14 protein-coding genes are annotated in these 18497 nt (G+C 37.7%); 8 read left to right on the forward strand and 6 right to left on the reverse strand.

Going from position 1 to position 18497, the window contains the following annotated elements; genetic code table 11:
• The first annotated feature begins 249 nt into the window (after positions 1-249).
• Positions 250-741: a hypothetical protein gene (locus AAGF08_RS07595; protein WP_343510554.1), complete on the forward strand. Its 492-nt coding sequence runs from the start codon at positions 250-252 to the stop codon at positions 739-741.
• A 174-nt stretch (positions 742-915) separates the two neighbouring features.
• Positions 916-1425, forward strand: coding sequence for a Rieske (2Fe-2S) protein (locus AAGF08_RS07600; protein ID WP_343510555.1), 510 nt, complete (start codon positions 916-918; stop codon positions 1423-1425).
• A 2-nt stretch (positions 1426-1427) separates the two neighbouring features.
• Here the strand turns inward: AAGF08_RS07600 and AAGF08_RS07605 are convergent, their stop codons facing one another.
• The gene (locus AAGF08_RS07605) at positions 1428-3020 is read right to left on the reverse strand and encodes a hypothetical protein (protein WP_343510556.1); all 1593 of its coding nucleotides are present in this window, start codon (positions 3018-3020) and stop codon (positions 1428-1430) included.
• 366 nt (positions 3021-3386) lie between these two features.
• On the opposite strand from AAGF08_RS07605, the gene AAGF08_RS07610 reads away from it, so the two are divergent.
• The 3 genes from AAGF08_RS07610 (at position 3387) to AAGF08_RS07620 (ending at position 6768) form a co-directional block, all read left to right on the forward strand.
• Positions 3387-3776, forward strand: a complete 390-nt coding sequence (locus AAGF08_RS07610; RefSeq protein WP_343510557.1) for an endonuclease domain-containing protein — start codon at positions 3387-3389, stop codon at positions 3774-3776.
• Positions 3777-4179: 403 nt separating this feature from the next.
• Positions 4180-5091: a WYL domain-containing protein gene (locus AAGF08_RS07615; RefSeq protein ID WP_343510558.1), complete on the forward strand. Its 912-nt coding sequence runs from the start codon at positions 4180-4182 to the stop codon at positions 5089-5091.
• 108 nt (positions 5092-5199) lie between these two features.
• Positions 5200-6768 carry a S8/S53 family peptidase gene (locus AAGF08_RS07620; RefSeq protein ID WP_343510559.1) on the forward strand — a complete coding sequence of 523 codons (1569 nt, stop codon included), beginning with the start codon at positions 5200-5202 and terminating at the stop codon, positions 6766-6768.
• Positions 6769-7100: 332 nt separating this feature from the next.
• Here AAGF08_RS07620 and AAGF08_RS07625 read toward each other — a convergent pair whose 3' ends face one another.
• The 5 genes from AAGF08_RS07625 to AAGF08_RS07645 all read right to left on the reverse strand — a co-directional run bounded on the left by AAGF08_RS07625 (position 7101) and on the right by AAGF08_RS07645 (position 14859).
• A complete protein-coding gene (locus AAGF08_RS07625) occupies positions 7101-9206 on the reverse strand; it encodes a M28 family peptidase (protein ID WP_343510560.1) in 2106 nt (701 codons plus the stop codon).
• Positions 9199-10362, reverse strand: a complete 1164-nt coding sequence (locus AAGF08_RS07630; protein WP_343510561.1) for a C40 family peptidase — start codon at positions 10360-10362, stop codon at positions 9199-9201. The genes AAGF08_RS07625 and AAGF08_RS07630 overlap by 8 nt, the downstream gene beginning before the upstream one ends.
• Positions 10363-10449: 87 nt before the next feature.
• Positions 10450-11751 carry an amidohydrolase family protein gene (locus AAGF08_RS07635; protein ID WP_343510562.1) on the reverse strand — a complete coding sequence of 434 codons (1302 nt, stop codon included), beginning with the start codon at positions 11749-11751 and terminating at the stop codon, positions 10450-10452.
• A gap of 23 nt (positions 11752-11774) precedes the next feature.
• Positions 11775-13160: an amidohydrolase family protein gene (locus AAGF08_RS07640; RefSeq protein WP_343510563.1), complete on the reverse strand. Its 1386-nt coding sequence runs from the start codon at positions 13158-13160 to the stop codon at positions 11775-11777.
• 4 nt (positions 13161-13164) lie between these two features.
• On the reverse strand, positions 13165-14859 hold the full coding sequence (locus AAGF08_RS07645; protein WP_343510564.1) for an amidohydrolase family protein: 1695 nt from the start codon (positions 14857-14859) through the stop codon (positions 13165-13167).
• A gap of 227 nt (positions 14860-15086) precedes the next feature.
• Here AAGF08_RS07645 and AAGF08_RS07650 point away from each other — a divergent pair, with 227 nt between their 5' ends.
• From AAGF08_RS07650 to AAGF08_RS07660, 3 genes are read left to right on the forward strand one after another with little or no spacing between them, the layout of a single operon-like run.
• On the forward strand, positions 15087-15446 hold the full coding sequence (locus tag AAGF08_RS07650; protein WP_343510565.1) for a response regulator transcription factor: 360 nt from the start codon (positions 15087-15089) through the stop codon (positions 15444-15446).
• A 6-nt stretch (positions 15447-15452) separates the two neighbouring features.
• Positions 15453-17042: a hypothetical protein gene (locus AAGF08_RS07655; protein WP_343510566.1), complete on the forward strand. Its 1590-nt coding sequence runs from the start codon at positions 15453-15455 to the stop codon at positions 17040-17042.
• Positions 17035-18495 carry a glycosyltransferase gene (locus AAGF08_RS07660; protein WP_343510567.1) on the forward strand — a complete coding sequence of 487 codons (1461 nt, stop codon included), beginning with the start codon at positions 17035-17037 and terminating at the stop codon, positions 18493-18495. Before AAGF08_RS07655 ends, AAGF08_RS07660 begins: the two co-directional genes overlap by 8 nt.
• The last annotated feature ends 2 nt before the right edge of the window (positions 18496-18497 follow it).

Consider the following 18497-nt stretch of genomic DNA (forward strand, 5'->3'; position numbering starts at 1 on the left):
AACCTTCAAAAATCAACTCTACATTCAAATCAACTAAATCGATATAGCCTAAGAAGACAGAACATACTACCTCCCTCTCAACAATTACAACAAAGATAACAACGACAACTTTTTTCCCAACCATTACCACCTCTCAATCACTAATCCCTAACAATCCATTTCTCTCTCAACAACGACAATAATGACAACTTTTTTTAACAACAATTCCCATCTTTCCTCCTTTTTAAAAAAATAACTTAACTTCCCCCTATGGATTTAGGAAACATCATCTACATCATTGCTATCATCGGTTACTTTATTTACCAATTGAGTAAGAAAAAGAAGCCTGGGGATATAGAAGGTCCTGAAGGAGAGTTGAATGAACCTCAGCGCCCCACGACGTTTGAGGATTTGATGCGGGAAATCCGGGAAGCACAAAATCCAAATCGTCCGCAACCCGCTTCAAAACCAAAAGCAGAACGGATAGAAATTGATGAGATTAAGCCAGAGCCTGTTAAGAAAAAGTGGTACGAAGAAACAGCGGATGATGAGATTTCCTATTATGACGGGGCCTATGAAAAGGCAAAAGCTGCAGGGGAAAACGCAGTTCCTATTTCGCAATTGGAATTTACAGATATGGGTTTGAAAGCCTACAGTAAAAAAGAAGTGAAAGTAAATCGCTATGCAGATTTGTTGAAAACCCCCCAGTCTATCAAGGATGCGGTTGTTTTATCAGAGATTTTAAACCGCAAGCATTTTTAGGATTTTCAGTCGTAAAGTAGTTTGTTTCCAATTTTTTAAAGGAATTATCTCCCTGAGTATTTAGATAATTCATCATTGGTGGAAATATAACCTATTGTCTTCCATTGTTTTTTTAAGTAATCCAAATAACAACTAGGTCTCGTATATGTTTACTACTAAACATACCTTGAAATCATGAAGCAATTATCTACCAACCAATCAGGCAAACTCACCAAATCAAGAAGAGAATTTATTGAGAAGTCTGGCTTGACAGCAGCTCTTACTCTATTTGGCATTGGGTTTTTCACATCATGTACAAATTCTGACGATATGCAGCCTACTGGCAGTCCTGGAACACCCATGAATCCGGGATCTGGCGGAAGTACAGGGATTACAGTTTCTGGAAATACCATCACGGTAGATTTAACCGTTCAAACGAATCTAAATGCAGATGGAGGATGGTTGCTGATTACAGCCGGAAAGACTTTGGTTTCTAAAGTGGGAAGTGAATTTGTGGCACTTACTTCTGTTTGTACCCATTCAGGCTGCGATAATAATTGGAGTTTTTCCGATTCTACCTACAACTGTTCCTGTCATGGATCTAAGTTTGATGCACAAGGAAATGTGATTTCAGGACCTGCGACCCAACCTTTAAAAGTTTATGACACTGCAGTAACCGGAAATACATTGACTATCACCAAATAGACTTATTGGGAATTTAATTGGTAGGTTCTGATCTGGAGATTTCCAAGCTCCTTTTCAGATTCCAGTTGATAGTTTTTCATTTTAAGCCAATTTTCTAGCTTTTCTACATCCTCTTCCTCTTTGGGATAAGCATGCATGTAATAGTCATAAATTAGGACCTCAATTTTCTTTGGAAGTTTCTGGTTCAGTTCCTCTACTGACTCTATGGGGAAAAGTTTTTCTTGCGCTGGTTTATTCCCTGGTATAAGAATTTCTCGAGAGAAATGCACAAAGTTATTGGTGATTATAACAGTCTTTTTGTCAATATCTTGAGTTATTGATTCTATAGTATCAGTTAAGTTCTTATACTGCTTTAATTGTTTCTGATAATAAATAGAAAAGATGGCTGGAAGAAGCAGAATCGTTCCCAGAAGGGCATATTGATAGGTTCTATTTTTAATCCAGATCACAGGAAAAAAGGCACATAAAAATAAGGCCTGCTTTTCATCTCCAAGAATCGCAGTTATGATGGCTCCAAGAGAAATTAAGGTGTATAATGTGATTTTCCATTGCTTGGAATTTTGCCAAGTTTTCCATCCGATTGTAATAAGAAAAGCCAAGATTGGAACCAGAATGATTAGATGTCTTGGGTTGAGATAAATAGGATTATAAAACTCCAGGGTCGAACTCATAAACCAGAATCCCACAAAAAGACATAGAAAAGCAAGTGCAAAAGTAAACTCGAAAGATTTCTTGGATTTCAGTCCTTGGTAGATTCCAGGAATTGCAAAAACCAGCCAAGGCCAATAAGCTCGCTCCACAAAGGTGGTAATTGGTGTGATGGTAAGGCGTTCTAAAATGGACCAAAATCCTTTATCTGCATAGGTGAATTCAGAAATATAATGTCCCGCATTGATGGAAGTGATTCGATAAAGGGGATCTCCAAATTGAATCCAAAAGTAAGCCAAGTAAAGCCCTGCCAAAAGAAGTCCTGAAATCACAAGGCTGACATAAAAAGCAGCAGAGACTGATTTGTTTTTTCGATCAAAGAGAAATAAAATAAGCACTAAAGGAGCAAGGAAAATAATAGTTTCCTTTGTCAGAAAACCTATAAACAAGGCCAAGACTAGCAAAGTACCTGAAAGAATGGGCTGTTTATTTCTATAACTAGCAGCAACAGGAATTATGGTTACCCAAAGCACCAAAGCGGAATCTGGATATACTTTGGTTAAAAAATGCAGGAAATAGACTTGGGTACAAAACCAAATGACAAGGATCCAAGTCAGTTTTTTGTCAGGTAAAACCTGATACAAAATGAAAAGCGTGCACAAGTAGGAGAGTAGGGAAAACCCTGAGATGATATGCGGATGAAAGCCAAATATATAACCGATCAAACCTGATGGCACATAAGCTCCCCATCTGCTGGAAAAATGGTATGAGTTCACCTCCATGGTTCCTGCCCAGAAACTTTTTCCTGCCAGCAAGTAGTAGACATCATCGCTGAAAGTGATCCCATCAAATCCAAAAACCCAATATCCTACCAGAAACAAGAGTCCAGTTAAAACCGGGATATTGTTTGCTGTTTTAAGTTGAAGAGGAGAATTGGGGTTTTTCATTGGGTGGTTAAAAATAGAGGATTTGTTTATGGTTATGATTAAAACAATAGTATTAAAATTTTACAATATCAGAGAGAAATCCCCCTAGCCCCCTTGTCAAGGGGGATTAGGCGAAGGGTGCTTAATCGTTTTTAGTAATAATAAGTGAATACTTGATTTGAAATATTTAAACTCATCGCTATAAGTAAAGACGCAATCAATTTCCCTTGTAAAGGTGTTAGGGGGATTTCCAAGAAAGTTTTATATTTTAAAAGTAAATTCTTGTTCTAATTTAATTTACCATTTCTCATAATTTGTTAACGAAACCAATCCCCCTTTTTAAGGGGGTTAGGGGGATTTACTAACTATTTCCTTTAAATTTAATCGATGCATTTTTTACCTTATTCATATTCTCTTAAAGATTTTTCAAGAGAACTAAGGAAACATTCCACTTTATCAGAAGTTCTTTTTTGGCAAAGAATAAAGGGCAAACAATTTCGTGGCTATCAATTCAACCGTCAAAAACCATTGGGAAATTTTATAGTAGATTTTTATTGTAAAAAACTCGATTTGGTAATTGAAATTGATGGTGATTCACATTTTCATGAAACATCAGTTGTAAATGACCAGAAAAGACAACAAATCCTAGAGAATTCTGGACTTATTTTCTTTCGCATCCTTGACATTGATGTTAAAAATAGGATGTCAACTGTACTTAATTTATTGAATGATTCGGTAGACAAAATAGAAATAGAGAAAGGATTGGAAAGAACTTAATTTAAATAATTGGAAATCCCCCTTGCCCCCTTACTAAGGGGGAATTAGGCGAAGGGTTATAAATTATTTATAGTGAAAAATTCAGATTTATTTTGTTGAAACCTCAACTCTTTACCAAATATCTTAAACTTGATTAATCCCCCTTGCCCCCTTATTAAGGGGGATTCCGGCGAAAGTAACTTTATTGTTTTTAGATCAAGTCGTTAAATCAAATGTATTCAAAATGATTCGACCTTTTAACCTCAATTTTTGAAAACGAATCTAAGTCCCCCTTTTAAAGGGGGATAGGGGGATTTAGCCCCGTGATAAAACCAAACCCTCCATCTTTTCCTTTGACAATAACCGTCAAAAACTTTTATAACCAACTCTCTTTCTCTAGATTTAGAGACTAATTTTTGAAGAAATGGCTCAAGCAGGAAAAATCGAACAACAAAAGATCTTACGGGTATTTAAACTTATAAACCTACTTCAAGGAAATATAGGGAAACCTGTTCATAGGCTCGCAGAGCTTTTGGGAACGGACGAGCGTACGATCTATCGCTATTTCAAATTGTTAGAAGCACTTGGTTTTGAGGTCGTAAAGGAATTCAGCAAATACAAAATTCAGCAAAGAGCTGGTGTAGACCAGACCTTACATTATGGCACTTTCTCCCAGGAAGAAAGTCAGTGGTTGAGATCGATGATTGAAAGCCAAGGAAAAGGGAATTTGCTGCATGATTCCATTCTCCAAAAATTACAGGTAAGATCGGAAGTGAAAAAAGGCTCTGAACAATTATTTAAAGCAAATTTAGGACGCTTTGTGGACGAACTTGGAAAAGGAATTCAGAACAAAAAACAGGTTTGGTTAAAGGAGTATTACTCGTTGAGTAGCGATACCACCAGTGATCGATTGGTGGAGCCGGTAGCTTTTTCTGCAAATTATGAATCAATTCATGCTTTTGAACCGGAAAGCAAAACGATGAAGGTATTTAAAATTGAGCGGATTGGGGAAGTGGTGGTTTCCTCGCTTCCATGGAAATTTGAATCGAAACATCAATTGCCAGGAACCCAACTCTTTGGTTTTTCTGGGAAAAGTCAGTTTAAAGTGAAGTTGAAACTTTCGAAAAAGGCCTATCAATTAATGATGGAAGAGCATCCGAATGCCAGGCCTTTTATGGAGATAAAAAACAGGAATCAGTTTTACTTCAATGGGGAAGTTCCGCAATTACCCGGATTGGCACGTTTTATATTGGGATTACCAGGGGAAGTTAAAGTAGAAGAAGGGGAGGAAATGAAAGGTTATTTAGCCGAGCAATTGGAGCGAGTATCATTTTAATTAATTTCGTTTAATTAAAGACAAAGGCATTTTTCATTTGGAATTCATGGTTTTATAGGCAGTATTTTTTTAACTTATTGAGTATCAATTAACCTAAACTTTTTTCAAATGATCAAACTACAAAAAATTTCATTTGGGCTACTTTTTATAGCCCTTTTTATATTTTCCTGTGAACAGGAAGATACGACGCCAGCGGTTACTCAGGGTCAAACTGAGGAAGAAATTCAAAAGATTATTCCAAGTCCAGAAATTGATCAAATAATCCTACAATCTCTGCGGGAAAGCGGAGACTTTCTTTGGATGAGTCAAAGCGATCAATTGATTTGGAGTGCATTGGTTCAAAGCGATTCTATTTTGACGATAGGGTATAGTCCTGCCGAAATGGAAACTCCAAATTCCAGAATTGGAATTGAATCAGTACAAAGTCCTGCATGGCAGGAATCAGCTCAAAAGATACTAGGAATGATCTCTGAGACGATTGAACGATCTGGGGCGCCACAGCTTCGAATCGGAAATGAATTTTCTGAGATTCATGCGGATTTACCTTTTTTAGAAGTAAAGGTGGTAAGCCTTGAAGTATTGCAGAATCTTCGAAATATGGAGGAAGTACGCTACTTCGAACCTTTGAGCTATGAGTTTAATTACACCTTATTAAATGAAGGTTCAGATGCACGGTATTTTTCAGATTCAGGCTGTTCAAATGATCCCGAGACTAATTTACCAATTGTGGATTATTCAGTAATTAGCCCAAATGCAAAAGCTTCTTGGAATTACTATCAAATGGGCATTTCCCAAGCCTGGGCTCAAAGCACCGGAGATAATATAACTGTTGGATTGATCGATACGGGTGTATCTCCCAATCAACCCTTGCTTGGTGGATCTTTTCAAAGTGGAGAATCAGCTCCTAGAAGTATTGAAAAATTCGGAACCTATAAAACTGGATTTTGGTGGTGGAAAAGATATGATGGACCAAACGATCAATGCGGTCATGGCACGGCGATGGCTGGAGTCATTTCATCTCCAAGAAATGCTGTCGGAAATGCTGTTGGCGTGGCGTATGATGCTGACTTGATTTCAGTAAGAGGAACAAGTGATGTGATTATCAATTCTGGGAATGAGAAAGATGGAGTAGCAGAAGCTTTGGTATTATTAGGCAAAAGATCAGATGTGAGAATTATCAGCATGTCAATAGGGGATGTCTTCTCAAATTCCAAAGTAGCTGATGCAGTCCGTTATGCCTATAATCGAGGAAAGCTTATTTTTGCCGCAGCTGGGACTTCCACTTCCTTTACGAATTGGTATGGTGTGATTTTCCCAGCTACCATGTCGGAAACAGTTGCAGTAACCGGAATTAAAGAAGGTTCAGGATATCAAAGATGTAATACATGCCATTCAGGATCTCAGGTTGATTTTACAGTGGTTATGGAGCGAGCTGGTTCTGAGAACAAGCCGCTAACTTTGGCTTTATCAACTAATGATCCATCCACTGTTGGAGGCTCTTCAGTTGCTACTGCAACGGCTTCAGGTATAGCCGCTTTACTTTGGTCAAAAAATCCAGCTTGGAACCGGGATCAAGTCCTTGAGCAGTTGAAAACAACCTCTGACCTTTATCCATCTAGAAGCTCTCAATATGGATGGGGAAATCTTGACGCTGGAGCTGCTTTGGGGATTTATTAACAAAAATAGTTTCTATCTCGGTGAAGGTATATCTGAAAAATGAAAGATAGCTTCTCAGATAAAAAAAAATATGGCTAATGCCAAGATACCGTCTATCTAGCCGAAGGCGTATTTCAGCGACCGAAGGAAGCTGTATTTAGCGAAGCCTATGTAATTTATTAAAGATAGCTTCGCAGATAAAAAAAGACATGGCTAAAGCCAAGATAGAATCTATCTCGTCGAAGGCGTATTTCAGCGAAGCTATATTTCGCAAAGCTTATTTAAGTGAAGCTATAAAAAATTAAAGCCCTGAATCATTCACTTGATTCAGGGCTTTTTTTAAAGTTTTCAAACTATAAGGTCTTTGTAATCTTCTTCACTTTTTTACTGAGATCAAGGATAGCTTTTGCATAACGTTTATCCCATTCACCCAATTTTTCAGTGCGGTTGATCGCTACTTCATATTGAATGCCTGGAAGAATCCATGAAGCATAGCCAGAGAAAGGATCATTACAAACATATAGAGACTTATACCATTCACCATAATACATTCCTTTTGGATCAATCCAGCTTTTCTCCAAGCCTATCAATTCTTCGTTGATTTTCTCTAAATCTTTCTCAGAAATATCCCCACTTTCTAGCGCTTCATTTAAAGCTGTTTGGTAGCTATTGGAAGTGGATGCAAGCTTTACCATAGCTTTATCGACCTTATCAAATCCTTTGAAATCAGGTGCTATAGTTTGTACACTCTTAACAGCATTTTCAACATGCCCTTTTAAATCCTGCGCATATCTTGGAACATCATAAGGGATTACATCTCCATTGGCCAATCTCAAGGCTACCAAACCAAAGACTTGTGCCACTGTTCCTCCCATTTTGAAACTTGGATCGACAAACTTGCTGTAATAATGGAAATTGTCATAGTTGGAGTGGTAAGGCGTCAAACCACCTGTACCACCACCTAAACTTGGTACCCCAACATGCATATAAAATGCAATGTGATCAGAACCACCGCCGAGATTTCCCATTCTTGGCTCTTCATTCTTACCTGCCCAAACCTGATAGACTGTCTTGGAAGAATCCGGATAAGCTACGTCTTTCGCTGCTTCCATGATGATTTTTTTCAAAGTAGGAGCGGCAGAAGCACCGAAATTCCTTCCATTTACTCCTCCATCAAAGTTCATATAAGCGATGGCATTAGCCTTTAATTCATCTCTCATTTGCTCTACCCATTCCGTAGAACCCATGACACCTTGTTCCTCTGCATCCCAATGTCCGATCATAATGGATCTCTCTGGAGCTTTTCCATCTTTCACCAATTTGCCTAAAGCCTCAGCTAACGTAAGCAACATCGCTGTACCTGAATTAGGGTCAGTCGCACCAAAGCTCCAAGCATCAAAATGAGCTCCTAAAATGATCCATTCATCAGGATATTTAGAACCTCTAAATGTACCGACTACATTATTTGCCCGAATAAAATCAACCGGCTGATCTACCATTACACGAACCTTTAGATCATCGCCTCCTTCTATTTTATAATCAAAAGGCAAACCTCCCTGCCAAGCTTCTGGAACAGCCTGCCCCTTCATTCTTGATAAAATTTCTTTTGCTGCACCATAACCAATAGGAGTGACAGGAATGGTATGAAAAGCTACATCTTTGGGATCCAAACGATTTACTTTTACAGGTCCATCCAATGGCAAAGCCGGCTCATTGGGTGTCAAAGGGTCACCAGTCCAATCCAAGGTCAACATAGAACCTCTCTGAATGGTGGTCTCATTGTAATAAGGACCATCTGGATAAACATCTCCTTTTGTAAAGCCATTGTCTTTTGGATCGGTGTAAACTACCAATCCAATAGCTCCTGCTTCTTCTGCATATTTTGCTTTGTAGCCACGGAAATTGCCACCATAGCGCGCAATGACAACTTTCCCTGTTAAATCAACGCCCATTTCTTTTAGCTTAGCAAAATCCTCTCGTGTTCCATAGTTGACATAAACTACTTCTGCGGTCACGTCACCCGAACCGGAAAAGGCATTAAAACCGAGATACAATCTTTTATCTGATGTGAATGGATCTTCATCTAAAATCGCTTCCTGCTGAGAAAGTGTCATTTTTACCGGAGATACAATTTCTAGGTGAGACTCTCCGGGATGATTTGGCAGGTAGACGTCATAGGGGTATAATTTCACATCCATCCCAGCATCAGACATCACTTTTGCCATATATTGTTGAACGAGTTCATTCTCAGGCGTGCCGGCAATGTGAGGGTTTTTTGTGATTTCTTTTAGATGGGTTTTGAAACTGCCAAAATCTACCGACTTAAGAAATTCACTTTCTATTGCTTTCTGTTTTTCAAGATTACTTTCGAAAAACCCATCCTGAGCTTGAGCAGATATTGCCAAGGCCAAGGTCCCTAATACAAGGGATTTCTTTAAATTAAATCTTAGTTTACTCATTTGTCAAAAATTCAGAGACGGAAATTACCCCATCAGATTGTTTGTTGATGATTCTTTTTGTTCTTAAATATCGATTGAGCTCATACTCATCGTAATTTGGGCTACTTGGGTCAAAACTTGAAATTCTTACTCTTCCTCTGGAATGGATAAATTCACCATTTCCAATCCACATACCTACATGGACAACGCGTTCCTTTTTTTCTTCCGTTGCCTTCTCTCCGAAGAATAACAGATCTCCAACTTCCAGCTTCTCCCAGTTTTTCTCGGTATCTATTTCTTCACCTTCATTTACTTGTTGCGAGGCATCCCTAGGAATAATTTTTCCATTAAGGAAATAAATGGTTTTGGTAAAGCCACTACAATCTACACCCTTTATAGATGTTCCGCCCCATAAGTAGGGTACCCCCATCATTTGCTTCGCTGTAGAAATCAATTTTTCTGGCGAAGTACTTCTCGTAGCGATCCAATCTTCGAATAACATACTTGACCTCGAAGGGATATAGCCAAGCCTTCCATCGGGTAATGCAACTTTAAGATAGATTCCTTCTTCATCCTCTAAAGTCAGGATATCTCCTGCTACCAGATCTGAAACCATTTCCTCCTGCTTCGGAGACGACCACACATGGCCAGTCAATTCTGTATAAACTACTTTTGGCTTACCATGCCAATCTTCCAATTCCTCAGGACTCAATAATTGAATTCCAGCTCGATCTACCCAAGAAAGATATCCATCTGGGGTTTGTACCAAGAACCAACCATCGGATTGTTTTAATACATTGAGGGGTGTTCCCATCAGAGCCTGTGTAGCTAATTCAGCTGAGTGTCTCGGGTTAGATCGAATGTTTGCCACAGAAATTGTAACCAAAGCCTTTGTCTTGTCCTCCAGTTCTGAGTCAGGTAATTGCTTTACAGCATTGGTAAACTTGATTTCCTTTTGATTCAAATCTGCAACGAGATTTGCAAGACCTTCAATTTGATCTGTTTCTCCTTTTAGTGAATCATTTTCAAATTGAACATCCCAAAGCGCTACCCTTTTATCAGGGGCAAGTTCGCTTTTATAGTTTTCTATCAATTCTTGGACTTCCTGATCATGATTTTCCCGACAGGCAAAAAGAATAGATAGTAAAGGGATTAGTAGATAATAACTGTACTTCATGCGGGAATATAAAGCAAAAAAAAACCACAAGAAACACCAACCTGACAGTTGGGGTTTAATGTGGTTTTATTGGAAGTTAATTACAGATTAATTCGACTCCAATCCTGGAGATCGATCCAAGAATTCTTGATATAATCTGATGTGTCTATTGGATAATGGAATTCTGTATCCATTAATAAATACATGCATAATCTGTGCTCTGGTTTCAAAAGGATCTTCAGTAGCCACAATTAAGTTGGCTATTTTTCCTGCTTCCACTGAGCCATACATATCTGATAATCCAAAGATTTCTGCAGGATTGATGGTAACTGCCTTCCATGCTTCTTCTTTGCCCATTCCATAAGCAGCAGCAAAAGCGGCATGGAAAGGTAGATTTCTCACATTTTCTTCTTCATCAGTTCTGATGGCAACTTTCACTCCGGCTTTTGCCATTTTTCCAGGGTTGGTATAGGCTGCATCATAGCGATCTGAATCACGAGTTGGAAGTTCCTGAACAGGACCAGCTAAAACGGGGATACCTGCTTCTGCGATTTCATCTGCAACTCTCCATCCTTCAGCTACCCCTGAGAAGATGAATTTTGCATCCTTTCCTTCAATCCATTCCAATGCATTTTGAATATCAGCTGCGGCATTGACTTCAATCATCATTGGTAATTCACCTGAAATCACTTTTGCCAATTGATCCATTTCTGGATAATACTGAAGCTCAGCTCCGGCACTTTTCAAGGAATGATAAGAAGTTGCTTTTTCCCAAAGTTCATTCGCTTCTTTTAATGCTTTCTCGCTATCCTTTTTTATGTCATCATCAGATCTTCTGTCAAATCTTCCTCTTCTTGCCGAAGATGGGAAATTCATTACCACAGCTTTGAAGCCGGCATACATTTGATCCGGTGTATAACCAACAAGATTAATCAATGCTGCTGTTCCTGGAAATAATCCTCCGGATGGAACGGTTAAAGCTGTTGTAACACCAGAAACTCTCGTAACTGGGATTTCCTCAGAGTTTGGATTGACTGCTGTCAAAGCCTGCATGTTTGGCGAAACATTCCCAACTTCTGAATAGTCAGTTGTTTCAGCAACTGAACTTACTTCAACAAGTCCTAATCGAGTACCGCTATCAATCATTCCCGGATAAATAAACATTCCGGTACAATCGATCACTTCAGCACCATCAGCAGAAATATTTGTTCCTACCTGAGCTATTTTTCCGTTTTCTATTAAAACAGATGCATTATTCAAAGTGCCTTTTGTGATAGTTACCACCGTGGCATTTTGAAGTAAAAACTTTCCAGTACGAGGTTTTACAAATTCCCCGTCAATTTGAGCCATTGCCAATACGGGCAAAAGCGCTATCAGGAAGGCGAAAAAGGCTTTAGTTATTCTTTTCATGTCTTCTTTTGATTTTCGGAGAATTAATAATTAGTGTTAAATAAAGTTTGAGAGATGTCAGAGAAATTTAACTCCACACCTTGCATACATCTATGATCTTCTTGAGTCATATAAATTGGTTCTACCATTTCAGTAGGACTCACTCGAAGACGCTGATCATCTTCATCAGTTTCTATATCAAAGTATTTCACTCCATCCACGAAAGTCTTTTGAGGTATTGCATATACTGATAGGGGATGACCTTCAAAAATCACTAAATCGCCTTGCTTACCTACTTCAATAGAACCTACTTTATCAGAAATACCAAGTTGTTTTGCTGGATTCATTGTGATCATTGCTAATGCCTCATCATCTGTCAAACCACCATAACGTTGAGTTTTGGCAGCTTCATGGTATAAGTGACGAATAAGCTCAGCTGAATCGGAATTAATTGATGTAATCGCACCATTCTTTTGAAGGATTGCAGCATTAAAGGCGGTAGAATAATACACCTCGAATTTATATGCCCACCAATCTGCAAATACAGAAGCTCCCATGGTATATTCAGCGATTTCAGGTGCCACTTTGAATCCTTCATTTGTATGTTGGAAAACAAGTTTCGTGATACCGAAATCTCTTGCCACATTGATTAACATATAGATTTCATCTGCTCGATAGGAGTGACAATGAATAATAATCTTACCATCTAAAATATCTACCAAGGTCTGAAGCCTTTCATCATATTCAGGGGCTACCATAGTATTCCCTTTTTCAGATGAAGCACTATTGTAATCTTCCCAAGCTTTTTTGTATTGTAACGCTTCATTGAATCCATTTCTTAAGATGGCTTCTACACCCATTCTAGTACGAGGTTGAATGCCTCTTCCTCTTCCATGCACACGGGTTGGGTTTTCTCCTAAAGCAAACTTGATAGTTCTTGGAGCATCTTGCATAATAATATCTGCAGGATCCTCAGAGCCCCATCTATGCTTTAGCGTAACATTTTGGCCTCCTACCACATTGGCAGAACCGTGCATTGCGTGTGAAATAGTAACCCCACCTGCCAATGCACGGTATATTCCAACTTCAAATGGATTTACGACATCCCTCATTCTAACTTCCGCTACAATTGGGGAGGTTGCTTCATTGACTACATCCAATGCCACATGAGAGTGAGCATCAATAATTCCTGGCATTAAATATTTGCCTGTTGCATCTATCGTTTCTATACCGGACGGAGCAGAAATATTCTGTCCAACTTGTTTGATGATACCATCTTGCACCAAAACATCAGAGTTTTCCAGCGTTCCGTTAGTAACGGTAATGACAGTTGCATTTTTTATAAGTACGCTGCCTTTTTTTGTTTGAGCTGAAGCATAAGTAATACTTAGGCCCAACAAAACAGCAAGAAAATAATTAAACTTTTTCATGTCTTTACTTATTTGCGATTAAGGTTGGGTTAAGTGTTGCACTGAAAGGGAATGAACCAAATTGATCTACTGACATGGTTCCGTCGTAGCTTTCGCCTTCCACTTCACCAGATACGTTGATCGTGATATTCATTCCACCTGCAGCGATATCAAAGGAAAATGACATGGATTTGCCATTCACAGTTACTTCCTTCAAATCTGAGTTTATTTTACCTGATCCAGATGGATCATCTAAAGTGATGGTACCTTTATAATCAGAACCATCCTTGCTTATTTGGAAAACTCCTCCTGAACTACCTGCTGGTGACTCAGTAACATAATCCCAAGATCCATCAACTTTTGCAGGTGTTCCATCTCCTTCTTCCGATGCTTTTTTCTTAGGTTTTATCTCATAATCAAAGATATACCCATCCACAACCACATGTTTTATTTGACTGTCTTCAGCGAATAAAAGATCAGTGCTAATCACCAAATTGGCCATTTTCCCTTTTTCAATGGTGCCAGCAACTCTGCTCATTCCCAAAATGCTAGCTGCATTTGTTGTCAGAGCCGCTAGAGCAGCCTGTTCACTTAAGCCATTTTCGATCATGGTTTTAAGTGATTTCATGACATCTCCTGCTTTAGTTCCAGAAGTGGTGAAAGCAAATGGAATTCCTGCAGCCTCCAGCATAGCAGCTTGTTTGATACTATTATCATAAGCTTCCTTCACACGAGCATATTGTTGTTTTACATCCTCACTTACATCTTCTTTTTGAGCTTTAATAGCTTTATCATCTGGAATCTCTAAAGAAATCAAAACAGGAACATTGGCTTCTTTTATTACATCAATTACTGTAGCATAGTCATCTAAACCTTTTAAGATTAATTTGAATCCCAATTCTTTTTGCAGACTAATAGCTCTTCTAACTTCTAATTCAGAAGGAGCCGTGTACATGACCGGAACTTGACCATTGATCACATCCATCATAGCAGTGTAAGTAGGTGTCATTTCTGGTCTGGATACTCCAGAAACGGTTTGGTATTTCTCACCTCTTTGTTGTGTTAGTTTGGTGTTTTGGTAGATATCTCTAAATTTTGCCATGACACCAACTGCTGTGCCTGGATACATCCCTCTTGATCCTCTAAAACTAGATACCAATGCAGTATTTGTTTTTAAGACATTATTGGAATATTCGGATCCAAAAACTACAATTGCAGCCTTACCAGCTATCATTCCTCCATCAGGAAGAATTTGCGCAACAGTAAAACCGGCTTTTCTAAAATCTTCAACTTTATTGTCATCTCCAGAATATTGATCTACAGCTGATCTCCATGGAGTGATACCTGCTATTTCATCCGGAGGATTTGAGGACACAAAATCTTTAGGTCTTTCCGGGTCTTTTGGAGCAGTAATTCCAGCATCACTTCCTCCATCAATAAAACCAGGATAAACGAAAAGTGAATCTCCAGGTATTACTTTTGTTTCAATGGGTAAGCTGAGATTAGACCCTACTCCTTGTATAACTCCGTCTTTTATCAGAACGGTCGCTTTCATTCCCGATTTTCCCGGTTCTGAAAAGACTGTTGCATTTGTTATGGCATAAGTACTTGTAATAGGTTTCTTACCCGTTGGATCACTTTGAGCCAAAAGGGAATTTTCTGAAATCCATCCAAACACTAAAAGACCAAGAACGCTTGCTTTCAGTAATGTTTTTTTCATATTAATTGATGGTTAGACTTATAGGCAATCTAATAAAAGCCTAGGCAGAATCCTTTTGGAATTATTTTTTGAATCTATTTTTTTGATTAATGGCATTGTATTTGGGTCGAAATACTATTTAAGTACCTCTAAATGCAATGTGTGTTTGAAAGATTTACTCGACTGGTAAATCACTATATAAATTAGTATTCCTCTATTATCTTTAAGCGAGAGTTTAGTGATTAATTATGAAGAAAATCCTGATTATAGAGGATGATTTATTGATTTCAAGTCTAGTTCAGTTTCGGTTGAAAAAAGATGGATACGAAACCTTATTGGTACAAGACGGAAATGAAGGAACAAAAGCAATTGATTCGTTTAATCCAGATTTAATCATTACGGATGTGATGATTCCTTTTAAGAATGGGATTGAAATAATTCACTATGCAAGGAAGTCCAAACCTGATACGCCAATAATAGTATTGAGCTCATTGGGAGAGGAAGAAAAGATAGTCTTGGAGGCATTTAATTTAGGCGTGGCTGATTTTATTCCAAAGCCTTTTAATCCGAACGAATTAGCGATTAGAGTCAAACGAATTTTCAGGTAATTGTAAATGAAGAAAAGATTTATTCAATTTCTAATATTCTTTTCATTTATGGTTTTCTGTGCAAACCCATCTTTTGCTCAGGATAATTTACCATATACTGATTCCACCACATTTTTTAAATTCCTAGAATCTAAGGAAGAAATTCCCTCATTGAAATTCAGGTATAAAATAACCAATCCTAACCCTAGTAATGATTTATTAAATGATTCCACGCTAAACTTTGAAAAAGATGAACTGGGAATCTATCAATCACAAGCATTCGAAAAATTTTCATCTTGGTATAGTGCAGGTGAAAAATACCTTTTAAAAGAGGAGGTAATGCTAACGCCTGATTTTTTGATTTATGAAGAACCTTCAAATCTCAGTGCAGCAAGGGATTATGTCGATAATCTTTGGAGAAATAAAGATATTTTTATTAACGAAAAAAAACCTGAAGTAGGAGATGTTTTGGTGATACTGGCCAATATGGTTCCATATGAACCTATGTTTAAATACAGGTTCCAGTTTTTTTCAGATTATAAACTTTTATTAGTCACCAGTATCATTGGGTTTTTCTTGATCATGGCGATTGTCATGATCCTCTACATGATTTTTATTAAGATGCGATCTTCCAAAGTTGAAGCCAAAGAAAAAATATATGAAAGCCAAATAATAGGTCCTTTATCAGAGCTTTTATTCGAAAAAACGGAAGAGGAAATTAATAATCTTTCAGATGCTGAAATATTTGAATTTTTTCCTGAAAAGGATTTGAGAGGAAAGCATTTCAAACATGTATTAATCAATAAGATCATTTCTCTTAATAAGAAAATGAAAGGAGATTTTAAGGATAAACTAAAGGCCTTATATAAAAAATTTAAACTGGATGAAATATCTATCAAGAAGCTTAAGAGTAAACGATGGGATGTGATTACTACGGGTTTGGTCCAAATTAATGAAATGGATTTAGTAGAAGCTTTGCCCCAAGTTCAAGAATTAACTGATTCTTCAAATTTTTATATAAGATCACACGCTATTGCCACACTTTTAAATCTTTCTGAAAATGTGGATTTGAAAACGATTAAAAAACAATCATTTCCTCTCTCCAGGTGGCAACAGATGAATTATCTAAGGATTATTAAATATTTGCACATTCAAAAGACTATTCAAATAGAAACACTTTTTGAAGGTGAAAATCAAACAATCCGATTATTTGCATACAAGCTAGTGGGATTATTGGGAAGAGTTGATTTATTGGAGAAGTTGTCAAAACTAGCTCCGAATGTTTCTGATATTGAAAAAATAGAAATTCTTAAAACCTATCAAATGATAGGAGTACACACCGAGTCTACCTTCATCAATAAATGTTTAAGATCGGACAATATAAACCTAGTAGTGGCGGCAGCTAAAGCTTCTGGTCAGGTGGGAGATCAGGCTTCAGCATTTATTTTAATCGAGTTATTAAACGAAAACCCAAGTTTTAATTTAAAAATGATCTATCTGGACAGCATACTTAGGCTGGATAAATCCATGTATCAGCAATTTGTTTCGACTTCAAATGATAAGGAGCTCAATCAAATCAATGCACATCTTTTAGACCCTCTTCTTCAACATGTATAATTTTCTTTTTTATCTACTTCTAGAGGTCTTGGGTGTATTTTTCCTCATTTTAAGCTTCACTGTAATCGTGATTTATTTTGTGACAATGATTATGAGTGCTTTGGAATTGAGAGACCATTTGCGAAGAAACCGGTTTGCAGATTACCAGGATATCATTACCTCACCAATTGCCCCGGGGGTTTCTATCATAGCTCCAGCTTACAATGAAGCCCAGAACATTGTCCAGAATGCAAAAAGCTTAATGTCCCTGCATTATGGCAAGTTCGAAGTAATAATAGTGAATGATGGTTCAAAAGATAACACCTTAGAAAAATTGATTGAGGCTTTTGAATTAGAGAAAACAAACTATGCTTATAATTATCAGATTGATTGTAAGACAGTTAGAGGTGTTTATAAATCTAGAAATGAGTCTTTCAGCAAATTGATCATTGTGGATAAAAAGAATGGGGGAAAGGCTGATGCTTTAAATGCTGGAATTAATATTTCTTCACAAGAAATTATTGCTTGTATTGATGTGGATTGTATTCTCTCTCATGAGTCACTTACTCGTATGGTAAGACCTTTTATGGAAGAAACAAACCGAAAAGTTATAGCGGTAGGAGGAGTAATAGGAATTGCAAATAACTGTGATGTGCAAGATGGGATGGTAACAAAATATCGAATTCCAACAAGTCTCCTGGGGAGGTTTCAAGTTATCGAATATTTCAGAGCCTTTTTAATGGGCAGAATGGCCTGGACCAGGATTAATGGCTTGATGCTTATTTCCGGGGCATTTGGATTCTTTAATAGGGAACTTGTCTTAGCAGTAGGAGGCTACTTTCCAAAGACTGTTGGGGAAGATATGGAGCTCGTAGTTAGGATGAGAAGGTACATGGAAGAAAAAGATATTCCTTATAAAGTTGGCTTTGTTCCTGATCCACTTTGTTGGACAGAAGTTCCTGAAGATGAGGTAGTTTTATCCAGACAACGAAACAGATGGATTAGGGGTACAATTGAAACTTTACAGCTTCACCAAAAAGTAAGATTTAACCCCAAATATGGGGTGATGGGGATGTTGTCTTATCCTTATTGGAGTTTGTTTGAGAAGTCTGCTCCAATCATAGAATTATTGGGTTTACTCTACACCATTATTCTAATTTTAATTGGTGATTTCAGTGCTTTTTATTTCATAGCGCTTTATGCGATGCTGTATTTACTTTCATTGTTGGTTACCTCATTTAGCATATTATATGAGCAAATAGCCTTCAATAATTATAAAGAGAAGGATGACCTCAAGAATTTAATTTTCACTGTCTTGGTAGAACCATTTCTTATTCACCCAAAGATAGTTTTATGGGGTTTGAAAGGTCACCTTGACTTTATTAAAGGTAAAGGTGGTTGGGGCCAAATGATCCGCACTGGATTTAAAAAATCTGAAGACAGAAAAAAGTTTGAAGCTGAAACGAATTCCTGAGC

It is taken from the genome of Algoriphagus sp. SE2, assembly GCF_039563885.1.
Taxonomy (GTDB): Bacteria; Bacteroidota; Bacteroidia; order Cytophagales; family Cyclobacteriaceae; genus Algoriphagus.

Excerpts from the sequence above, each read along its gene's own strand:
- AAGF08_RS07635 (WP_343510562.1), bottom strand. The coding sequence starts at position 11,751 with ATGAAAAGAATAACTAAAGCCTTTTTCGCCTTCCTGATAGCGCTTTTG.
- AAGF08_RS07655 (WP_343510566.1), top strand. The coding sequence starts at position 15,453 with ATGAAGAAAAGATTTATTCAATTTCTAATATTCTTTTCATTTATGGTT.
- AAGF08_RS07615 (WP_343510558.1), top strand. The coding sequence starts at position 4,180 with ATGGCTCAAGCAGGAAAAATCGAACAACAAAAGATCTTACGGGTATTT.
- AAGF08_RS07625 (WP_343510560.1), bottom strand. The coding sequence starts at position 9,206 with ATGAGTAAACTAAGATTTAATTTAAAGAAATCCCTTGTATTAGGGACC.
- AAGF08_RS07620 (WP_343510559.1), top strand. The coding sequence starts at position 5,200 with ATGATCAAACTACAAAAAATTTCATTTGGGCTACTTTTTATAGCCCTT.
- AAGF08_RS07645 (WP_343510564.1), bottom strand. The coding sequence starts at position 14,859 with ATGAAAAAAACATTACTGAAAGCAAGCGTTCTTGGTCTTTTAGTGTTT.
- AAGF08_RS07650 (WP_343510565.1), top strand. The coding sequence starts at position 15,087 with ATGAAGAAAATCCTGATTATAGAGGATGATTTATTGATTTCAAGTCTA.
- AAGF08_RS07660 (WP_343510567.1), top strand. The coding sequence starts at position 17,035 with ATGTATAATTTTCTTTTTTATCTACTTCTAGAGGTCTTGGGTGTATTT.
- AAGF08_RS07600 (WP_343510555.1), top strand. The coding sequence starts at position 916 with ATGAAGCAATTATCTACCAACCAATCAGGCAAACTCACCAAATCAAGA.
- AAGF08_RS07605 (WP_343510556.1), bottom strand. The coding sequence starts at position 3,020 with ATGAAAAACCCCAATTCTCCTCTTCAACTTAAAACAGCAAACAATATC.
- AAGF08_RS07640 (WP_343510563.1), bottom strand. The coding sequence starts at position 13,160 with ATGAAAAAGTTTAATTATTTTCTTGCTGTTTTGTTGGGCCTAAGTATT.
- AAGF08_RS07610 (WP_343510557.1), top strand. The coding sequence starts at position 3,387 with ATGCATTTTTTACCTTATTCATATTCTCTTAAAGATTTTTCAAGAGAA.
- AAGF08_RS07595 (WP_343510554.1), top strand. The coding sequence starts at position 250 with ATGGATTTAGGAAACATCATCTACATCATTGCTATCATCGGTTACTTT.
- AAGF08_RS07630 (WP_343510561.1), bottom strand. The coding sequence starts at position 10,362 with ATGAAGTACAGTTATTATCTACTAATCCCTTTACTATCTATTCTTTTT.